This is a genomic window from Pseudothermotoga thermarum DSM 5069 (assembly GCF_000217815.1).
Classification (GTDB): Bacteria; Thermotogota; Thermotogae; order Thermotogales; family DSM-5069; genus Pseudothermotoga; species Pseudothermotoga thermarum.
In genome coordinates this window covers 526,572-546,885 of record NC_015707.1, presented here as the reverse complement: position 1 = coordinate 546,885, position 20,314 = coordinate 526,572, and the positions used below count along the sequence as shown (strand labels likewise).

General features: G+C 41.0%; 23 protein-coding genes. 10 read left to right on the top strand and 13 right to left on the bottom strand.

Annotated elements, in window-relative coordinates:
* Nucleotides 1-3 precede the first annotated feature (3 nt).
* Genes pstB through THETH_RS02735 form a run of 4 tightly spaced genes read right to left on the bottom strand, consistent with a single transcriptional unit; the run spans nucleotide 4 to nucleotide 3,246 of the window.
* Nucleotides 4-759 (bottom strand): phosphate ABC transporter ATP-binding protein PstB, encoded by a 756-nt coding sequence (pstB, locus tag THETH_RS02750; RefSeq protein WP_013931858.1) that lies wholly within the window; start codon nucleotides 757-759, stop codon nucleotides 4-6.
* 9 nt (nucleotides 760-768) lie between these two features.
* On the bottom strand, nucleotides 769-1,560 hold the full coding sequence (locus THETH_RS02745) for a PstA family ABC transporter permease (RefSeq protein ID WP_013931857.1): 792 nt from the start codon (nucleotides 1,558-1,560) through the stop codon (nucleotides 769-771).
* 4 nt (nucleotides 1,561-1,564) lie between these two features.
* Complete coding sequence (locus THETH_RS02740) at nucleotides 1,565-2,431, bottom strand: PstC family ABC transporter permease (protein WP_041446367.1); 867 nt, start codon at nucleotides 2,429-2,431, stop codon at nucleotides 1,565-1,567.
* On the bottom strand, nucleotides 2,431-3,246 hold the full coding sequence (locus THETH_RS02735) for a PstS family phosphate ABC transporter substrate-binding protein (protein ID WP_041446534.1): 816 nt from the start codon (nucleotides 3,244-3,246) through the stop codon (nucleotides 2,431-2,433). The genes THETH_RS02740 and THETH_RS02735 overlap by 1 nt, the downstream gene beginning before the upstream one ends.
* 135 nt (nucleotides 3,247-3,381) lie before the next feature.
* Between THETH_RS02735 and THETH_RS02730 the strand changes: the two genes are divergently transcribed.
* Nucleotides 3,382-4,035 carry a response regulator transcription factor gene (locus tag THETH_RS02730; protein WP_013931854.1) on the top strand — a complete coding sequence of 218 codons (654 nt, stop codon included), beginning with the start codon at nucleotides 3,382-3,384 and terminating at the stop codon, nucleotides 4,033-4,035.
* Nucleotides 4,010-4,780 (top strand): sensor histidine kinase, encoded by a 771-nt coding sequence (locus THETH_RS02725; RefSeq protein ID WP_013931853.1) that lies wholly within the window; start codon nucleotides 4,010-4,012, stop codon nucleotides 4,778-4,780. Before THETH_RS02730 ends, THETH_RS02725 begins: the two co-directional genes overlap by 26 nt.
* On the opposite strand, the gene THETH_RS02720 is transcribed toward THETH_RS02725, so the two are convergent.
* Genes THETH_RS02720 through THETH_RS02685 form a run of 8 tightly spaced genes read right to left on the bottom strand, consistent with a single transcriptional unit; the run spans nucleotide 4,770 to nucleotide 10,295 of the window.
* Nucleotides 4,770-5,414, bottom strand: a complete 645-nt coding sequence (locus THETH_RS02720; RefSeq protein WP_013931852.1) for an ABC transporter ATP-binding protein — start codon at nucleotides 5,412-5,414, stop codon at nucleotides 4,770-4,772. The two genes, THETH_RS02725 and THETH_RS02720, sit on opposite strands and share 11 nt — an antisense overlap.
* 2 nt (nucleotides 5,415-5,416) lie before the next feature.
* Entirely contained in the window at nucleotides 5,417-6,064 is a 648-nt protein-coding gene (locus THETH_RS02715; RefSeq protein ID WP_407635683.1) for an ABC transporter permease, read from the bottom strand.
* Nucleotides 6,027-6,836, bottom strand: a complete 810-nt coding sequence (locus THETH_RS02710; protein ID WP_245530535.1) for a substrate-binding domain-containing protein — start codon at nucleotides 6,834-6,836, stop codon at nucleotides 6,027-6,029. The genes THETH_RS02715 and THETH_RS02710 overlap by 38 nt, the downstream gene beginning before the upstream one ends.
* Nucleotides 6,837-6,850: 14 nt before the next feature.
* Nucleotides 6,851-7,303, bottom strand: a complete 453-nt coding sequence (locus THETH_RS02705; RefSeq protein WP_013931849.1) for an MOSC domain-containing protein — start codon at nucleotides 7,301-7,303, stop codon at nucleotides 6,851-6,853.
* The gene (moaC, locus tag THETH_RS02700; RefSeq protein ID WP_013931848.1) at nucleotides 7,275-7,763 is read right to left on the bottom strand and encodes a cyclic pyranopterin monophosphate synthase MoaC; all 489 of its coding nucleotides are present in this window, start codon (nucleotides 7,761-7,763) and stop codon (nucleotides 7,275-7,277) included. Before moaC ends, THETH_RS02705 begins: the two co-directional genes overlap by 29 nt.
* A 3-nt stretch (nucleotides 7,764-7,766) precedes the next feature.
* Complete coding sequence (gene moaA / locus THETH_RS02695) at nucleotides 7,767-8,699, bottom strand: GTP 3',8-cyclase MoaA (protein ID WP_013931847.1); 933 nt, start codon at nucleotides 8,697-8,699, stop codon at nucleotides 7,767-7,769.
* Between the two features lie 12 nt (nucleotides 8,700-8,711).
* Nucleotides 8,712-9,524, bottom strand: a complete 813-nt coding sequence (gene speB / locus THETH_RS02690) for an agmatinase (protein WP_013931846.1) — start codon at nucleotides 9,522-9,524, stop codon at nucleotides 8,712-8,714.
* 3 nt (nucleotides 9,525-9,527) lie between these two features.
* Nucleotides 9,528-10,295, bottom strand: a complete 768-nt coding sequence (locus tag THETH_RS02685; protein WP_041446366.1) for an alpha/beta hydrolase — start codon at nucleotides 10,293-10,295, stop codon at nucleotides 9,528-9,530.
* Nucleotides 10,296-10,464: 169 nt separating this feature from the next.
* Here THETH_RS02685 and THETH_RS02680 point away from each other — a divergent pair, with 169 nt between their 5' ends.
* Genes THETH_RS02680 through THETH_RS02645 form a run of 8 tightly spaced genes read left to right on the top strand, consistent with a single transcriptional unit; the run spans nucleotide 10,465 to nucleotide 19,254 of the window.
* Nucleotides 10,465-11,022, top strand: a complete 558-nt coding sequence (locus THETH_RS02680) for a methionine synthase (RefSeq protein WP_013931844.1) — start codon at nucleotides 10,465-10,467, stop codon at nucleotides 11,020-11,022.
* Nucleotides 11,019-13,340 carry a homocysteine S-methyltransferase family protein gene (locus THETH_RS02675; RefSeq protein ID WP_013931843.1) on the top strand — a complete coding sequence of 774 codons (2,322 nt, stop codon included), beginning with the start codon at nucleotides 11,019-11,021 and terminating at the stop codon, nucleotides 13,338-13,340. The genes THETH_RS02680 and THETH_RS02675 overlap by 4 nt, the downstream gene beginning before the upstream one ends.
* A gap of 2 nt (nucleotides 13,341-13,342) precedes the next feature.
* Nucleotides 13,343-14,698, top strand: a complete 1,356-nt coding sequence (locus tag THETH_RS02670; RefSeq protein WP_013931842.1) for an aspartate kinase — start codon at nucleotides 13,343-13,345, stop codon at nucleotides 14,696-14,698.
* On the top strand, nucleotides 14,685-16,040 hold the full coding sequence (locus tag THETH_RS02665; protein WP_013931841.1) for a homocysteine biosynthesis protein: 1,356 nt from the start codon (nucleotides 14,685-14,687) through the stop codon (nucleotides 16,038-16,040). Before THETH_RS02670 ends, THETH_RS02665 begins: the two co-directional genes overlap by 14 nt.
* On the top strand, nucleotides 16,001-16,735 hold the full coding sequence (locus THETH_RS02660; RefSeq protein WP_013931840.1) for a UPF0280 family protein: 735 nt from the start codon (nucleotides 16,001-16,003) through the stop codon (nucleotides 16,733-16,735). Before THETH_RS02665 ends, THETH_RS02660 begins: the two co-directional genes overlap by 40 nt.
* A 4-nt stretch (nucleotides 16,736-16,739) precedes the next feature.
* Nucleotides 16,740-17,696, top strand: coding sequence for a methylenetetrahydrofolate reductase (locus THETH_RS02655; protein WP_013931839.1), 957 nt, complete (start codon nucleotides 16,740-16,742; stop codon nucleotides 17,694-17,696).
* 2 nt (nucleotides 17,697-17,698) lie between these two features.
* Complete coding sequence (gene asd, locus THETH_RS02650; RefSeq protein WP_013931838.1) at nucleotides 17,699-18,721, top strand: aspartate-semialdehyde dehydrogenase; 1,023 nt, start codon at nucleotides 17,699-17,701, stop codon at nucleotides 18,719-18,721.
* Between the two features lie 8 nt (nucleotides 18,722-18,729).
* Nucleotides 18,730-19,254, top strand: a complete 525-nt coding sequence (locus tag THETH_RS02645) for a hypothetical protein (protein ID WP_013931837.1) — start codon at nucleotides 18,730-18,732, stop codon at nucleotides 19,252-19,254.
* Between the two features lie 4 nt (nucleotides 19,255-19,258).
* Here the strand turns inward: THETH_RS02645 and THETH_RS02640 are convergent, their stop codons facing one another.
* Complete coding sequence (locus THETH_RS02640; RefSeq protein WP_013931836.1) at nucleotides 19,259-20,251, bottom strand: alpha/beta hydrolase; 993 nt, start codon at nucleotides 20,249-20,251, stop codon at nucleotides 19,259-19,261.
* Between the last annotated feature and the right edge of the window lie 63 nt (nucleotides 20,252-20,314).

The window sequence follows — 20,314 nt, the reverse complement described above, 5'->3', positions numbered from 1 at the left end:
CCTTCAACCTATTTTACCCGTCAAAAACTGACGCGTAATCTCGTGTTGCGGGAATTTCACCATTTCCGAAGTCTCACCGTATTCTATTAACCTTCCTTGATAAAAGAAGAGGATATAATCGCTAATTCTGAGCGCTTGGGACATACTGTGTGTGACAATTATCACGGTGTACTGTTCTGACAGCGATTCCAAAAGTCTTTCGATTTTCGCCGTTGCAACGGGATCAAGAGCAGAAGTTGGTTCATCAAGCAGTATAACCTCCGGTTCAATCGCTAAGGCTCTTGCTATGCAAAGTCTCTGCTGCTGACCACCGGAAAGTTGAACGGCAGGTTTTTTAAGCTTGTCTTTCACCTCGTCCCAAAGTGCCGCTTTCTCCAATGCCATTTGAACTCTCCATGCCAGTTCGTGCTTATCCTTTATGCCCATTAATCTTAACCCATAGGCGACGTTGTCAAAAATGGACATAGGAAAAGGATTGGGTTTTTGAAAAACCATAGTGACTTTGCGTCGATATTCGTTTACGTTCTTGATGGTCTGTATATCTTGCCCTTTGAAAAATATTTTTCCAGTCATTTTAAAACTGGGTGAGAACTCGTTCAATCTGTTTAGACACCTAAGAAAGGTAGTTTTTCCACATCCAGACGGTCCCATGATTGCGGTTATCTTTTTCTCCACGATCTTCACATTCACGTTGCTCAAAACACGATGATCGTCGTAATATGCGCAAAGGTCTTTAACCTCGAATACTATATTACTCATCGCTTTATTCTACCTCCTGCTCATTTGAACAACAGAGTATATCGCTATCATCACGATCGTCATCAAACTTGCCATACCTTGCGCCATCCATTGAGATCTCTCTCCAAGATTCATCACGATGGCGTATATACTTGTTGGAAGCGTCATCACCGGATCTCGAAGAGAGCCTGGTAACCTTGCGGCGTAAAAAACTGCGCCTGTCACGAGAATTGGTGCTGTTTCGCTGAAAGCTCTTCCAAGGGTAAGAATGAGTGTTGTCAGCAATCCGCTTTTGCTAGCCTTTAAAACCATCAACGTTAGGTCAAATCTATTTGCCCCAAGTGCTAAAACTCCCTCTCTAAGCTCCTTTGGAACAGCTTTTAGAAATTCCACCGCACCTGAGATGAAGAACGGCACAGCCATTGCCGTCAACGTCAAGGAAGCTGAGATCAAAGACGTGCCAAGGGAAAGTTTCACGCAGAAAAAACTTAAACCAAAAAGTCCATAGACGATGGAAGGTATGCCATTCATCGTTATACTGAAATTTTGAAGCAACCATGATATTCTCTTTGGAGCAAATTCCGCCACAAAAATCGTGGCAAACAGTCCTAAAGGGATCGATATCGCAAATACAAGGCAAATCAAAAGAAGAGAGCCTATTAGCGCAGGAAAAATCCCTCCCTCTGTCATTCCGGCTTTTGGAAATTCTGTGAAAAAACCTGGTTTAAAAAAGTGTTTAATTCCTGGCACCGTTATGGTTATTATCACGGATAAAACCGCTGCAAAAACCACGTAGCTGATAACTCTAAGAAACCATTTCATTTTTTCAACCCCTCAACATTTTCTCACTTCTTCGCATTATAAAATTCACGGTTATGGTCAAGAAAAGAGATACAGAAAGAAGAAAAAGTCCTATGAAGAATAAGGCACTATAGTGTAAACTTCCAATTCCCGCTTCTCCCATTTCACTTCCGATAACAGCAGTCAGTGGTCTTATAGGATCTATAAGCGATCGCACTAACATGTTGCTTCCACCTGCAACCATTAAAACAATCATAGTTTCACCAAAAATGCGATTTAAAACGGTTAGCATTGCTGCCACAACGCCGGGGGTGGCATACCTAAGTTCCATTACGATCACGGATAAATCGCTTGCACCAAGGGAAATTGCACCCTCTTTTATCTCCTTTGGAACTTTCTCCAAAGATTGGAAGGTCAAACTCGTCATCATAGGTATGGTTAGAACAAAAAGCATTATCGAAGCGTTCAAGAAATTCTGTCCAGTCCAAGCTCCAAATTTCAAAAAAAGTTTTGCCAAAACAAGCACGCCAAACATTCCAAGTACAACCGAAGGAATACCACTTATGTACTCAAGGATGCGAAGTATAAAACTCCTTTCCCAGCTGTTTGCGTACATGTGCAGATAGATTGCAATTCCTATGCCAACAAACCACACCCACAAGCATGTCCAGCTTGTCAAAGCCAAAGAGTTTAGAAACATGGTGAGAATTCCAAATTCCGGCTCCGCCCAAACTGGAAACCAACCAAAGGTGAACAAACCTCTCCCAATTTCTCTGATAGCTTTGAGAGAATCACTGAATAACATTGAAACTATGCCAAACAAGAAAGCTGCCGCCACGACGGCAGCCAAAGCAGAAATGCAAATTAGAAGGATTTCTTTAACCTTTTTCATCATCTCGCCGTCCCGTACGCAGGAACGTAGCCTGCTTTTTCGACCAACTTCTGGCCCGCTGGAGAAAGGATGAACCTAACAAAATCTGCAACAATTCCCTTTTCTGGCCAACTGTAATTGTATCTGCTCAAGTCTATGAAAATGTACAAAGGTCTGCTGATTGGATAGGTCCCATTTAAGACGTTTTCGATTGTTGGAGCAACTCCTTCTACTTTCAACGCCTTAACTTTACTGGTAACATAACCAAGTCCAGTGTAACCAATTGCAAACTGATTGTTTGCAACGCTTTCTATTTCAGCTTGTGTCGATTCGACAAACTGAACGTGCGAAGCCATTTTTTCACCATGCAAAACCTTTTCAAGCCAAGTCTCAAAGGTTCCAGAGGCGGTGTTCCTCGAATAGACGACAATTCTTTTGTTTGGGAGTTTTGGATCGACTTGGTTCCATTGGGTGATTTCGCCGGTGTAAATTTTCTTCAAAGTTTCCAGAGATATGGAATCGATCGGTAAATTGGGGTTGACAATGACCGCTATACCATCGTAAGCAACGATTATAGGAACGAAGTATTTGCCAGAGTTCATCATAGCGTCGATTTCGCTTTTTTTCAGAAATCGACTTGAATTGGCTATGTTTGCTGTACCTTCGAGCAAAGCCTTGATACCCGTGCTTGAACCTGCGCCTTCTAGGGTGATTTTCACGCCGGGGTACATCTTTGAAAATTCCTCGACCCAAAGTTGAGCGATGGGATAAACGGTGTTGGATCCTTTGATTATCAAAGTTTGGGCGGCCAGAATGCTTGCCAGAGAAACTACCATAAGTACAAAGAAAGTTTTCCTCACCAAAATCACCTCCTGCCAATCTGTTTTTCCCACAGATAGTTTTAAGTGGTGTGTAAAAATATAAAAGCTCTTTAACAAATCCTATGGCATCATTTCAATGGGAGGGATTGAATGGCGAAGATATTGGTTGTCGAAGATGAAGAAGATGTAAGAGACGTAATAGTTAGGTATTTAAAAACCGATTCGCATGAAGTTTTACCAGCAGCTTCCATAGAGGATATGTACAACGTGCTGGAAAAAGAATGCGTCGACGTACTCATATTGGATTTGATGCTTCCAGATGGTGACGCGATGGATGAGATACCAACCATAAGAGTTTTGTGCCCCTCGACCTTCATAATAGTTGTGACCGCTTTGAGGGAGGACAAAAACAAAATATTGGGACTGGAGATGGGCGCAGACGATTACGTGACAAAGCCTTTTCATCCAAGAGAACTCGTCGCCAGGGTGAGAGCTATTCTGCGTCGAAAAAATTCGCTTTACACCAAAGAATTGGTTTACAAAGACATGAAACTCTCAGTCGATGAACGCGTCCTTTACATTGGTGAGAAAATGGTCGAACTTTCAAGCAAGGAATTTGAAATACTCTTTTTGATGTTCAAAAATCCTCGAAAAATCTTCTCCAGAATGGAGCTTTTAGAAAACGTTTGGAGAGATGAGGAAAGAAACGAAAGAATAGTCGATGTCTACATAAGTATGCTTAGGAAAAAGCTTGGAAAAGAAAGATTGGTGACCGTTCATGGGGTTGGTTACAAGCTGGGATGAGATAATTGAAAAGTTTCGTCCACTGCTTTTTGTAACTTCAAATGCGGTATGGTTCTATCCATCGAGTGGTTTGCCCGACGAAATCAAACAACGTTTGGATGATTCTAAAATCTTCTTCGTCAACGCAGTTGCACATGAATTGTTCACACCGATAACCGCAATGCTAGGGTTGGTTGAGATAGCCAAAGAGGGAGAGAATGTTCAAGAAAACCTTTTGAAAATAGAAAAACACCTTCTAAGGATGCAAAGAATAGTCGAGCAACTGCTCTTGTTGTCAAAGATTGAGCGTGAAGATTACATCCCAACATTTGCCGAAATAGAACTTGATTTGTTCATCAAAACATTTCTGAGTGAATTTGAACAAAGGCGCAAAGAGAAAAACTTGCGATTCGAGATCTCTGTTGCGGGAAACATCAAAGTTGATCCGGAAGCTTTCAAAATCGCGCTGAGAAACTTCATTTCAAATTCCATAAAGTATTCCAAAAACGATGGAGTTATCATCATTCGAACGGAAAACAACTTTTTGATAATTGAAGACAGGGGAGTAGGAATACCAGAAAAGGATTTAAAGTATGTTACATCGCGCTTTTATAGAGCAAGCAACGCTAGGAATTACAGTGGATCTGGCCTTGGACTTGCAATTGCTAAACATTTGCTTAGAAAATTTGGGATAGATTGGGCAATCCACTCAAAGGTGAATTTAGGAACAACAGTTTTCATCGACCTTGGAAGTATTAAGATTTGAGGATTTTTCCTTCCTTGATTTGTAAAACAGCATTGCACGGAACATTCCCAAAGATCTCTTCATCGTGGGATGCTATGATCATGGTTGTTTCCTTCGATCGAACTTTCAAGAAACTGTAAAGCATTCCTTTTGCAAGTTCGTCCAAGTTTGCAGTTGGCTCATCCAGCAAAACAACTTTTGGATCAAAAACGAAAGCCCTTGCTATGCAAACAAGCTTTGCCTGTCCTCCAGACAGTTGCTCGGCTTTTTTTTCAAAAATATGATTGATTTTCAAATCTTCAGCAACCTTTCGCACTTTGCGTACAATTTCTTCTTTACTAAATTTCCTGATGAGCAAAGGATACGCAATATTTTCAAAAACGGTTCTTCTCAGCAAAACTGGATGTTGTGGAATATACGTCACCATTTTTCTGAAGGATTCAAAATTATCGTCCCCCACTCCTTGCCCGAAAAACTTGAACGTTTTCCATGTTCCTTTTAGCAAAAAGGCAAGGTTGAGTAAAAGCGTTGTCTTGCCGCTACCAATAGGACCTTTGACGTACGTGATTCCTTTCGAGATTTGAAGTTTTTCAACTTTCAAAGTAAACTTCGTGTCGTAGCTGAACAGCAGGTTCTCTATTTCATACACAAACATGTCTATCTCCACCTGAAAGAAATGAACGTGGCGATTAGGTTCACACCAATGGCAATCGCAAGCAAACAAAGTCCAGCAAAGATCGCCTCTTTGAACTTTCCAAGGTTTGTGTACAAAACTATAGCGGTGGTCAAAACCCTAGTTCTTCCTGCGATGTTTCCTCCCACTATCATCACCGCGCCAACTTCTCCGGCAACTCTTCCAAAAGCCGTCAAAACCGCTGAAATAACCCCTGGCAAGGATTCTCTAACTATGGTTGCCGCAGCTTGTAAGTTACTTGCCCCAAGGGTTTTCACGATAAGCTTCAACTTTTCGTCAGTTCGTGAAAAATGGCTGTAGCATACGCTGAAAACTATAGGAAAGGCTATCAAAACTTGGGCAATTATCATTGCAGTCGAAGAAAAGAGTATATCCAAACCTCCAAAAGGTCCAGACCTTGAGAAAAGCAAAAAGACAAGTAGTCCAACAAGCACAGGAGGTATTCCCATTAAAGATTGAAATATCAAGACTACAACGTTTTTGAATTTGGATTTCCAAAAATCAACAACAAGAGCAAACGGTATGGCAATGAAAGAAGCCAAAGCCGTTGCAAAAGTGTTGACGTAAATCGATCTAAGGCTGATCTCCACTATTTCGTTCAACCGAATCACCACTTGGTTGTGCTATTACCTCAAAAAGTTTAACACCGTTGATGGAAAAATTCTCTATAAGATTTAAAGCCTCTTTGCTTGTGATGAATTCGAGAAACTCCATGGCAACAGGGTAATTGACCCTTTTTCCAGTCTTTGGACTTACAACTATAACGCTGTAGACATTCTTCAACCTTGGATCACCTTCGATAAAAATCTTCATGTTCAACTTCGATTTTAAAAATTCGTAAGTGGCTCTATCCGTCAAGGTGAACGCCCTTTTTTCGTTGGCTATCAAAAGGGTTGTCGCCATACCCTGACCGGTGGATATGTAGCTTTTAGAGTCGGGCTTCTTGCCTATCTGTGACCATATCTTCATCTCCATCCTGTGTGTACCCGATTCATCGCCCCGCGAAACGAATAAAAACCTTCTTTCAACAATTTGTGAAAAAAGATCCTCCAAACCTTTGTATGAAATATCAAACTCTGTAGGACCAACAACGATGAATTCGTTTTGCATAATGCTCACTCGTTTTTCCCCAAAGCCTTGCTTCATGAAAAGCTCTTCATCCTCCGGTGAATGAACAAAGAGAAGGTCAACCAAACCCTTTCTTCCCATCTCCAAAGCCATACCTGAGCCGACGGCGAGTATTGTCAAACTATGTTTGTACCTTTTTTCAAACTCGGTTTTCAAAACATCCAAAAGCCCCGTGTTGTACAAACTCGTCGTCGTTGCCATCAACAATTTGGATGAGAAACAAACCACGCTTGAAAGCAAAAAGAGGATGGTCAAGAAGGTTTTAAACTTCATATTTCAAATACGACATTGTCTCCTTTCTTTACCTTGCCACCCTTTAAAACTCTCAGAAAGATTCCTTCAATCGGCATGACACATCTTCCAACTGACTTGGCTATGACGCATTTTTCGTGACATTCTTTTCCCACTTGAGTTATTTCAAGGACGCATTCGTTGATGTAAACCTTTGTGCCAACCGGAAAACGCCATATGTCCGGTACATCAACCGTTATGTTTTCAGCAAAGTCACCGTATCCAACTTGAATACCCCAACTTTTGGCTTTTTCTATGCTTTTAACTGAAAGCATAGAAACTTGCCTGTGCCAATTTCCAGCGTGAGCATCGTTTTTCACACCGAAATTTTCCACAAGTTCTATTTCTTCAACCGGCTTTTTTCTAACTCCTTTTTGGAAAGAAATGTTCACCGAAAGAACCTTACCGGTTATCCTCTCGCCTGTATTCACCGGATTTACCCCCACTTTTTTCAAGCAGATAAATTTCGCAAATTTCCATCGTTTTGTCAATCGCCTTGCACATGTCGTAAATAGTCAACGCCGCAATTGCAGCAGCAGTTAAAGCCTCCATTTCTGCGCCGGTTTTACCAACACACTTTACAGTCGATTTTATCTCTATGAAATTCTGTTCTTCATCGAAAGAAAAATTCACATCAACATGGGTTAAGTTTATGTTGTGACACATAGGTATCAAATCCGAGGTTTTTTTGGCAGCCATGATCGCCGCGACTTTTGCCGTCGTCAAAACATTCCCCTTGGCGATTTTATCCTGAAGGATGGCTTGCAGCGTTTCTTTTTTCATCTTAACCTTTGCATGTGCTACAGCAATTCTTTCGCTGTCTTGCTTAAAAGTTACATCAACCATGTGAACATTTCTGCTTTCATCAATGTGTGAGAACTTTTCGACCATCGTTCATCCTCCCAATTGGTTCATTTTGTTGCCCACCGGTTTGCTGGTCATAGTGTGGGAAGAAGGTTTTAAATCAACAGCCTCTAAAACAATTTTTTGAAGGTCATCAAACGTTGCGCCAGATCTCAATGGTTTCAGCAAATCGACGAACAAAGTCGATCCAAGGCACGGATACATCTTACCATCGCACGATACCCTTATTTTGTTGCAACTCTCACAAAAAGATTTGCTGAGAGCGGATATTACTCCGACGTAGTTACCATCCTTTGTTGCAAAATACCTTGCTGGTCCTTCACCGAGTTTGATATCAACAAACTTCAAGTCAAACTCAGCAAGCTTTTGTAAAATTTGCCTTTCAAAGTACCTTGTTTCAACTTTACGACCAATCGGCATCAACTCGATGAATCTGATTGGAACTTTCAACTTTTCCGCAAAACGAACAAGTTCATCCAGTTCCTCGAAGTTGTGTTCACAAACAACTGTGTTCAACTTCAAGCTGATCCCAACTTTCAAAGCTTCCTCTATTCCATCGAGAGTTCTACGAAGGTCTCCGCGAGTTATTTTGAAGAACGTCTCAGGTTTTAAACTGTTCAAGCTAACGTTAACGGATGACAAACCAGCTCTTTTAAGATCTTTGGCAAACTTTGAAAGCAAAGAACCGTTTGTTGTCATCGCAACGGAAAATTCTTTTGCAAAAAGCCTCACTATATCAACGATATCCTCTCTGCAAAGCGGTTCTCCTCCAGTTATCCGAACCTTCTTTATTCCAATTTTTTTGAAAACCTCAGCAAGAATTTCTATCTCGTTGAGTTTCATCAGATTCTCTTCATCGATAAAAGATCTATTTTCGCCTATACAGTAAAAGCAGTCGAAGTTGCAACGATCTGTGACAGAAATCCTTAAATAAGTGATTTTCCTTCCATATTTGTCAATCATTCATCTTCACACCTAAGCTTTTTGATTTACCTCACACAGCGCTATCAAATACTTTAAAAGCTTACCAGCTGTTATTGCACTTTTGGAAGCTAAACTTGTTCCGGCGACTTCTACTATATCGAATCCGACAACCCTTTTGTTTGAAAAAAGCCACTCAAAAGCTCCCAAAAGTTGCCAAAAGTTAAGTCCTCCAGGCTCTGGAGTACCGGTATCGTCAACCAAACCGATGTCGAAAACATCGATGTCAATCGACAAATAAACAGGGTCAGGCAATTTCTTAACTTCTTGGATGAACTTTTCGAGGGAAAAATCCTTTGCATGAATCCACGATATTTTGTTTTCTCTTGCATAGTCAATTTCCTGCTTCATTGCACTTCTAACACCAACCAGCAAAACTTGTATTCCAAGCTCGTGAATTCTTCTTGTCACGCACGCATGACTCCATTTTGTTCCTTGATATTCATCGCAAAGATCAAAATGCGTATCGAAAACAAGAAAGCTTTTTGGCTTTAGATAGTTCACGGGTGCGTAACTAACGGTGTGTTCTCCTCCAAGTACGATCAAAAAGTCTCCTCCGCTTTCGACAAAGTTTCTTTGGATATGCTTAGCCACATTTTCTAAAGTTTTTATAACATCACCAGCCACGATTTCAGCATCACCGCTGTCAAAAACGTTGATCTTTGCAAGATCAACATCGTATTCAAATACATAGGGTTCAAGTAAATGTTTTAAGGCATGTCTTACCAGAGTTGGACCATACCTTGCCGAAGGCATAAAAGAAGTCGTTCCATCGAACGGAACACCTACTATCACATACCTTTTCATTCTTCATTCCTCCAAAAATTTCGCAACCAACTGCGCTACGTATTCCTTTTCCACATCGTTCACAACCACATGATTGCTTTTTTCCAACACAACTGTTTCAATTGGTCCTTTGACTCTCTTTTCCACGAATTCCCTCACTTCCATTGGCACCACGGAATCGTTTCGAGCGATTATCAAAAGAGTCTTCGAGCGAACTTGTCCAAGTAACCGTGTGGCAAGTCTTTTGAGCTTCAAAAAGCTAACGGCTGGTTTTGTGAAGTTTTTATTCCAATACTCGCTTCCCAACTTTTTCAAAACAGGATCTTCGTACTCAACCCTTTCTTCTCTTGGTAGATAATCTTTGAACAAAGCCAATATTGGTGTTATGTATACCCTTTTATCCGAAACCACGAACGCTGGGGCTGCTAAAACTAACTTCTCAACCTCAAACTTTGTGGCTAAGATTGCGGCAAGCAACCCTCCCATTGACAATCCAACAACATGAACTTTTTCACATTCTGTCCTCAACTCTATATGAGCATCTATCGCCCTTCTAAGCCAATCTCTGTGGTTGGTGCTCAAAAAGTCCATGTGGTTGGTCCCATGGCCTGGGAGTCTTGGGACTGAAACGGTGAAGCCACGTTCTACGAGCTTTTCGGCAAGATATCTCATGTCGTGTGGACTTCCAGTATAACCGTGGATCAAAAGAACCCCAACTGGATCTTTTTTCACAAACAAAGGCTTGCAGATTTCACCTTGAAGCACGGTATCTTTTGGTATCCTTTTGAGCATAAGCAAAAATACCACCCCTAATGGTATTATACTTCCATTGTATGCCTCTCAAAGTTTCAACCAGCAGGAAAATTATCTTCAAAGATTGTTTCGCTTTTCTTTACATTTCGAAATATTTTTCGGATTATGATTAGTTTAAACAACAAATTTTGTCAGTGGGAGGAAACAAATGTTCGATAGGTACTTTCCAGAAAAATTTGAATACATGCCTGATAAAAAGATCTTTCTAGCTAGGGCTGGAACTAGGTACAGCAAGATAGATGACCCGGCCTTTTTACAGAAGATCAACGAACTGTTCCTTTTAGCCTTAACCGAGGTTAAGCCGGTTGTTTACCATGAAACTGTCCCAATAGAAGTTCTTCCAGAACAAGCAATCCCAATTGTGTTCAAAGGGGTAAAGAGAGTAACGGTGTTTGCGTCAACGCTTGGAAAAGATTTCGATGAACTTGTGGAAGATTACTCCAAAAAAGATGTTTTTTCAGCTTTCATTTTGGATTCATGGGGTTCGGAAGCCGTCGAGAAATTGAACGAAAGCTTTGATAAACTACTTAGGAGCAGATTCAAAGAAGGCACCATGAGATTTTCCCCTGGATATGGCAACGTAGACGTAAGGATGAACAAATACTTTGTCAAAGATCTTTTGAAAGTTGAAGAAATAGAAGTTCTTGAAAGTGGTATTCTGATACCCAGAAAATCCACAGTATGCATGATAGGGTGGTACGAATGAAAAGGGAAGAATTTCACGAAATGCTCAAACAACGTGTGCTTTTCCTCGATGGAGCTTATGGAACGGAGTTTTTCAAACGCGGTTATAAAGTTGATTTGATAGAACTTTTGAACGTGAAAAATCCCCAAGCCGTTGCTCAACTTCAAAAAGAGTATGTACAAGCCGGTGCGGATATCCTGCTCACAAACACCTTCAGTGCCAACAGGGCAAAGTTGAAAGCCCACGGTTATGAGGAGCTTTTCGAAAAAATAAACGTTGAGGCAGTTAAAATAGCGAAATCTGTTGCAAACGGAAGGCTGGTTTTTGGCGACATATCTTCAACTGGAAGCTTTGTAAAACCTTTGGGAGAGATGGATTTCGACGAAGCCTACTTCATTTTCAAAGAACAAGCCCAACTTTTGATCGAAAGTGGTGTGGATGGAATAATAATAGAGACTATGTCGGATTTGAAAGAACTGAAGGCGGCAATATTGGCTGTAAGAGATGTAAGCAAAGACATTCCCCTTATAGCCAGCATGACTTTTGATGCAAACGGCAAATCAGTGACTGGAACCTCCGTCGAAATCTTTTCCACCTTGATGAACGACTTGGACGTTGATGTTGCCAGTATAAACTGCACGCTTGAACCAAAGGATATGTTGAACGTTTTCATCCAACTTGCAAAATACTGCAACAAATATCTGTGCGTTGAACCAAACGCGGGTAAACCGATCCTTCGTGGCAACGTTTTGGAATACAAAACTACTCCCGATGAATTTGCGATATACATGAGAGATTTTGTTGAGTTTGGTGCAAACATAGTTGGCGGATGTTGTGGAACAGGTCCAAAACACATTAAATCGATGGTTGAATACATAGGAAATCAAAAACCAAAGTCAAAAGAGCCAAGCAAACGTCAATTTGTCTCATCAAGAACCGTGATGAAACCTGTGGAAGATTTTTTGATCATAGGTGAAAGGATAAACGCAAGCGGTAAAAAGAAATTGCAGGTGCAAATTCAACAGAAAGATTTTTCAACCATCGTTCAACTTGCTCAGGAACAAGAAAAAGAAGGTTGTGCTGTTATAGACGTAAATCTTGGTATAGAAAAGCTGCTTGAAAAGGACCATTTCAAACAGGTGATAATTGAACTTGACAGGGTATCGGCTTTACCGCTTTCTTTGGATATACAGAATTTGGAGTTTTTGGAAACAGCCGCAAAAGAATACGTTGGTAGACCCATGATCAACTCAGCCTTGGCAAGGGAAGATCACTTGATCGAAAGGTTGAAAATACTCAAACGCTACGGAGGCATTTTAATAGTTTTGACGATGGAAAAAGACATCCCAAAAACACCAGAAGAAAGATTCAAGCTAGCTTTAAAAGCAGTTGAAATCATCAAAAAAGAGGGAGTAGATCTGGATAGGATATTTTTCGATCCACTTGTTCTTCCAGTCGGAGCAGGGAACGACTACCGGGTAACGGTAAAAACGATAGAACTTTTAAATTCGGCTGGCTTGAAAACCTGCATAGGACTTTCAAACCTAAGTTTTGGTATGCCAGAAAGGGAAAAAGTCAATGCCGCGTTTTTGGCTTTGTGTATGGAAGCTGGTTTGAAAGCAGCCATATTGAATTCGAAAGAAACCACAACGATGAACATCATCGAGGGCATGTTGCTTTTGAAGGGAAAAGAACTTGCAAAAACAAAGGTTGAATTTGAAGATCCCCTCGTTGAGTGGATTGTCAAAGGACAAAAGGATAAAGTCATGGATTTTGTTAAGGAAAAACTGAAAGACCTTGATCCTTTGACAGTTAGCCAACAAATTTTGGCGAAAGCCATGGAAAGAGTTGGAAAGCTTTACTCAGAAGGCGTGATCTTTCTGCCGCAACTTATACTTGCAGCCGAAACTGTTCAACCTGTTTTCGAATATTTGAACAGTTTGTTGACCGATTCCAAAGTTAAACTTGGAACAGTTGTTTTGGCAACGGTGCAAGGCGATATTCACGACATAGGTAAGAAGATTGTCGCGACAGTTCTTAGAAGCGGTGGTTTTGAAGTGTACGATCTTGGAAAGGACGTTCCGGCCGATAAGATTCTTGAAAGCGTTAAAAAGATAAAGCCCGATATAGTCGGTTTGTCAGCAATGATGACCACAACCGTTGGACGTGTGAAGGAAGTCGCAGATCTTTTGAAAGAAAATGGTGTGAACGTTGTTGTGATAGCCGGAGGAGCTTCGATGAACAAAGAATTGGCCGAAAAATTTGGCGTGCTTTATGCAAAGGACGCTTTGGAAGGACTAGAAGTTTGCAAAAAAATTGTCGAAGAAAGGAGGACGTAACCGTGAAAAGCGTTGTTTTGAAATTTGGTGGTTCAAATTTGAAAACTAAAGAAGATCTTGAAAAGATTTTGACGGTTGTCAAAATGTACCAAGACCCGATGGTTATAGTCGTGTCGGCCATATACGGAGTGACAAACCAGCTTATAGATCTTTTGAGAAAGCCATCAAGCATAAATACACAAGAATTTTTGAACTATCTTTATTCTTTGTACAAAGGTTTTCTTGGTTATGACGATGAAGAGTTAAAACAAAGGGTTTTTGACATTGAAAATTACCTTGAAGCCGTTAAGCTTATGAACAAAGTACCGGATTTTGTGTACGATCTGGTGATCAGTCACGGTGAAAGATGTTCGTCTTTGATGCTGACAAAATGGTTGAATCAAAATGGAATAGAATGTCAAGAAGCTTTACCGGAAAAAATAGGACTTGTAACGGACGGAAAGTTCAGAAACGCCTCTATTGACTTGGAAGCATCGAGGGAAAATTTGAAAAAAGCCCTTGAGCCTGGAAAAAATTACGTTGTCCCAGGGTTTTACGGAATACACGAAGACTTTGTAACAATACTTGGACGCGGAGGAAGCGATTACACAGCCACCGCAATCGCTTACTGCATCGATGCAAAGCGTGTGGATCTTTACAAAGATGTTCCAGGCTTTATGACGTGTGATCCAAAGTACGTCAAAGGCGTTAAACCAGTGAAAATGCTCAACTACGACGAAGCCGCAGAGCTTTCGTACTTTGGTGCAAAAATATTGCACCATGCTTCGGTAGATCCTTTGAGGAAAAAGTCCATCCCTCTTTACATCTTCAACATAAACAACTTCGTGTCCATTGATCAGCCTGACACGATCATTTCGGCAAATGGTAGCTGTACAAATAGGATTATCAAAAGTATTTCTTTCACAGACGATATAGCGGTGATTCAGTTCAAAGGAACAAACGTGGGACGTGTTCCGGGAATACTTGGCCAAATTGCTTCAATCTTTGGAAATGAAGGACTGAACATAAAGTCCGTTGTGACTTCTCAAACCAGCATAAACTTTTTGATAAGTCGTCAAGATATTGAAAAATGCAAGAAAATAACTTCAAAAATAAACGTTCCAGAGATAGAGGAAATTAACTATAAAACCGATATCTCTTTGATAGCCGTAGTTGGAAACGGGATATTGCAAAAACACGGGATTGCCGCAAGAGTTTTCACAGCTGTCTCGAAAAAGAACATCAACGTTGAAATGATATCGGCAGGCGCATCGGATGTAACCATGTACTTCATCGTCAACATAACTGATAGAAACGCCGCTTTGCAAGCCATTCACGATGAATTTTTCGGAAAGGGTGATGAAGATGAGAACGATTGAAGAAATAAACAAAAAGATAAAGGAAGGAAAAGTAGTTGTTTTGACAGCCGAAGAAGTTGTCAATATGGCGAAAGAAACATCGGTCAAAGAGGTTGCCAAGAAAGTTGATGTTGTGACAACCGCAACTTTTGGACCAATGTGTTCAAGCGGTGCGTTCATAAACTTTGGTCATACGATACCTCCAATGAGAATGGAAAAAATAAAGATAGAAAATGTTGAAGCTTACGGCGGTATAGCCGCAGTCGACGCTTTCATAGGAGCCACACAAGAGTCGGAAAACGACAAGTCCTTTGGCGGAGCACACATCATCGAAGCTTTGATAAAAGGCAAAAATGTTTACGTAAAAGCCATTGGAAAGGGAACAGATTGTTATCCACGAAAGCATTTTGAAGGGTACGTGAACAAAGAGATGATAAACGACTTTTTTTTGTTCAACCCAAGGAATGCCTACCAAAACTACTTTGCCGCAACAAACAGTTCAGACAGAACGCTTTACACTTACATGGGTAAACTGCTGCCAAACTTTGGAAATGTGACGTATTCAACATCTGGCGAACTAAGCCCTCTTTTGAAAGACCCAAAAATGCTCACCATTGGTTTGGGCACGAGGATATTTCTCTGTGGAACAGAAGGTTATGTGGTTTGGCCTGGAACACAGTACAGAACGGACATTGAAGAAAACGCCTCGGGTATACCGATTGGTCCTGCCCGAACGTTGGCGGTTATTGGAAACGCCAAAAACATGAATCCAAGGTACATAAAGGCCGCTTACTTTAAAAATTACGGAGTAACCTTGTTCGTTGGCATCGGTGTTCCAATCCCCATATTGAACGAGGAAGTAGCTTATTATGTCACCAGATCTAACGAGGAAATTGAAACAAGCATCAGAGATTACGGAAGGCCTGGTAGACCCTTGGTAAGATTTGTCACCTACGCAGAACTTCAATCTGGAAGTGTGGAAATAGCTGGAAAAAAGGTTAAAACCTCCCCACTTTCAAGCTTGTCGATGGCAAGGGAAATTGCCAGCTTACTTAAAAGTTGGATTGAAGAGGGGAAATTTTTCCTCACCCAACCAGCAATTTTGTTCAGCGAGCAAAGAACTTTGAAAATTCTTTCAGAAGTCAAAGATGCAGAACCTTTCAAAAAAGACGAACCAGAGTGTGTTAATTGCGGAGCTTGTGTGTCGTTGTGTAGTTTCGACGCCCTTGTCATTGTGAATGGTGAAAGAATCTTTCGACCAGAAAGATGCGTTAATTGCTTGGCTTGCAGCGACGCTTGTCCGTTGGGGGTGAAGCTGCCTCCTTGGAAAGATTCTACAGAAACTGGCACTCAGGAAAGCTGAACCATTTCGTTGTTCAGGTTGAAGAAACCGACTTGTGGATAGAAATCGATCGTTTTGAACCACAAATTAAGGAAGCCGTTTACAAACTTGTGAAAAAGCTCAGAGAGGATTTGAAAAGATACATAAAGCATCATTCTAACTTTTTAACAAGTCTAGAACCTGTTCAAGTAGAACAGAATGCACCAGAAATTGTTCTAGAAATGGCTCAAGCCGGGAATTTGGCAAAGGTCGGACCTATGGCGGCCGTTGCTGGAGCTGTGGCGGACAAAGTTGGGAAGTTCTTGAGTGAAGAATTCAACTGCAAAGAAGTGATAGTTGAAAACGGGGGAGATATTTATTTGAAAAGTCAAAATGAAGTAATCGTTGGTATATACGCTGGAAAATCTCCTCTTTCTGGAAAAGTTGGGCTAAAAATTCCGCCCGGTGAATGGGGTATCTGCACAAGTTCAGGTACGGTTGGACACTCTTTGAGCTTTGGAAAAGCGGATGCTGTTACGATCGTCAGCGAAAATGCAACGATAGCCGATGCCTTTGCAACTTACTATTGCAACATGGTCAAAGATAAAAAGGATGTGGAAAAAGTTCTTGAAATAGTGGATAAAAATTACGTTAAGACCATAGTTGTTATAATAGAAGACAAACTAGGAATTGTTGGGGAACACGAGCTTGTGATTTTGGAAGGGAGTGAAGCGTAAACAGATGAAGGTAGTAGAAAAAATAAAGCAAAAAAGAATACTATCGATAGAAGTCCTTCCACCAAGTAGGGGACAAAACGTTGAGGAAATATACCAAGTGATAGATAACCTTTTGGATTTCGATATCGATTTCATAAACGTGACCAGGCACGCAGCAGAAGTCACCTACGTGGAGACCCCAGAGGGTATAGTGAAGGTTCCCAAAGTAAAAAGACCTGGAACCGTTGGATTGACAGCCGCGTTGATGAAAAGATATGGGATAGACGTTGTTCCACATGTAATATGCTATGGAATGAACAAGTATCAAATAGAAGAGCTTCTCATAGATCTTCAACTAATAGGAGTTGAGAATGTCTTTGTCATCAGGGGCGAATACGAAAACAGGAACATCCAGCCAGATCAATCGAGCTACAAATACGCCGTGGAACTGGTTCAGCAAATAGCAAGGATGAACAAAGGAGAATCGGTATTACCGGGTGAAGAAGGATTTAAAACGGATTTTTGCATTGGAGTAGCCGCCTATCCTGAAAAACATTACGAAGCACCGAACCTTGAGGAAGACTTAAGGCATTTCAAAGAAAAATTTGAGGCAGGTGCTCAATACGCAATCACCCAAATGGTTTTTGATTTTGAAGTATACAAAAGATTCATCGAAATGACGAAAGAAATGGGAATAAACATACCCATAATACCCGGGATAAAGCCGATCGTCAGCTTAAAATCCATCTACCAAATTCCAAGGAAGTTCTTCGTCACCATTCCAAATGATTTTGTTCAAAAAATGCAGGAAGCCAAAACACCGAAGGAAGAGTTTTTGATAGGCACAAAATACATGGCTTCTTTAGTTGAAAAGTTGCTCAGCTATGGGGTTCCTGGCATTCACATTTTCACCATGGGAAGAGGACAATCTTCTAGGGCTTTGCTTGAAGCCGTATATGGAAAAGAAAGAAGGAGGGATTGAGAGTGAAAAAAGTTGCCATCCTTGGAGCCACCGGTCTGGTGGGGCAAAGGTTTATACAACTTTTGCAAAACCATCCCTATTTTGAAATAGTTGCACTTTGCGCTTCAGATAACTCCGCAGGTCTTAAGTATGCTCAAGCGGCTCGCTGGAAACTGGACATACCGATACCATCCAAAATAGCCGAAATGGTCGTAAGACCTTGTAAACCAGACATTGATTGCGACTACGTCTTTTCGGCTTTACCATCCGATGTTGCTGGTCCAATAGAAGATGAATTTCGAAAAGCCGGATACACGATCTTTTCAAACGCCGCAAGTCACAGGTTGGATGAAGATGTGCCGCTCGTCGTACCGGAGGTTAACTTGGATCACCTTGAACTCGTCAAGCATCAAAAAGGACCTGGAAAATTGGTCACAAATCCAAATTGCTCGACGATAGGACTTGTGATGGCTTTAAAGCCAATTATGGACAACTTTGGGATAGAATCTGTCACCGTTGTCACAATGCAAGCCATATCTGGTGCAGGCTATCCGGGAGTGGCTTCGCTCGATATTCTGGACAACGTTATACCTTTCATAAAAAACGAAGAGGAAAAGATGATGATTGAACCAAAGAAAATACTTGGAAAGGTGGTTGAAAACAAAATAGAATACGCCAAATTTGACATCGTTGCGCAGTGCAACAGGGTGCCGGTGCAAGATGGACATTTGTTGTCCGTTTTTGTTGAAACAAGTCTTAAAGCTTCTACCGAGAAAATAATAAAAGCTTTCGAAGAATTCAATCCAATAAAACACATGAACCTTCCAACAGCTCCTGAAAAACCTTTGATTTACCTTGAAGGAGTGGATGTACCGCAGCCAAAGCTTCACAGAAACCTCGGAAACGGTATGAGCGTCAGCGTTGGAAGAATAGTTCAAATAAACGAAAGAAAGTTTAGGTTCCTAGCTTTGGTGCACAACACCATAAGAGGCGCAGCCGGCTGTGCTATACTCAACGCAGAAGCTTACAAGCATTTGTACGAATAATTTGTCATATGAAAAAAGAAAGCCGTGGGGGAGTTATTTTAATCGAGACTTTGTTCTACCTTCTTATAAGTATAATCTTTGCAAGCATGCTTTATGAGCTACTTCAATTCGTTTTGCTAAGTTCCAAAAGAACCATTGATAGAGTGAACAAAGAGATTGATTTTTTCATGGCGGTTGATTACCTTCGAATGGACTTTTGGTGGCATGCGGTGTCACCTGCAACGATTTCTCCAGATGGTATGAGATTGAGCTTTTTTGAGATAGTCCAGGGACAGAAAGAACCAAAGAAGGTTACATACATCGTGGAAAGAGATAAAGATCAATACAAGCTGAAACGAACGTCGAGTGAGGGTGTCAACGTGGTTTACACATCTTCAAAACCAATTTATTTTTACTCACCACATGAAAAAATTTGGGGGATAAACATAGAAGGATATTACTTTGAAATGTTGAACGAAGAACCGGAAAAGGTCAGAAAAGAGCTTAAACTTGGCATCGGAGAACTTCCTTATTTTCTTTTGCCAAACAGATGAACATTCATTTTTCTTCAACCTTTGGTTTTTCAAGTAGTTTCAACCTTCTCTTGAGGTCCTTGATGTTCATCTCCTTCAATATCAAGTTACCGAGAAAATATTGAAAAGGAAGCCAGGTTACATGTCCAGATGGGATCAAGTACCTTTTGGGTTTGCCAAGAGCCTCCCAAAGAACTCTTCTGGTTTGACGTGGAAGGGCTTTGTCAAACAACGCTTCAACGAAAACAACATTACTTTTATCGATGAACTTGGCATAAGCTATTGGATCTATCTTTAGAAGTGGATGTACATCCGAATTCAAAAGTTCTTCAACACTTTGAAACTGAGACAATTTCTTGATATCTTCCGCATAAATTTTCAAAAAAGTGTTCTTATCCGCAACCTCACTTTCCAATATGGATACTTTTTTAACATCTCTCCTAAAGTATGCAAGAGTTGGAGAGTACCACATAAGCGTTGCTATATCCCCTCCAGCGGTTATGAGTATCGTTTTCTTGAAATCCTGTGATTTCGCACTGACAATAACAGCGATCATACCACCGAGGCAATATCCAACCAAACAGCTGTTTTCATGCCACCAACCTTGTTGCTTTGCCAGTTCCACAACACTGAGTACATCGACAACCGCCGTTTCCCACAAAGTTTTCATCTTTTCCAAGTCAGTTGAGAAATAATCACGACCGCTTGTGGACTTGTGAATCGTCCTTGTAAAGTTCCCAGGCAGAATCGGAAAGATGACGTTCACACCAGCGCTCGCCATGTGAATGCTCATCCACATCAAAAATGGGATGTTCAAGGTTCCAAGACCGTGAAGTAATACAACGGTTCCAACCGGCTTTTCTCTAGGTTGAAACAAGTAAAGTTCCATCGTTTCAGTCCCTGCCAAAGGTTTTGGATAAAACGTGGGATATCTTACGATCGACGTTCTGAAGTTTTTTCCTTTGAGGATATAACCGCTTGTGAAAGAAAAAACTTCCTTTTGTTCGAAAGCGAGCAAGCCAAACTCCTCCTGAATCGATGATACATCAAAAAGTTTGTACCTTATCAAAAGCGCTATGAT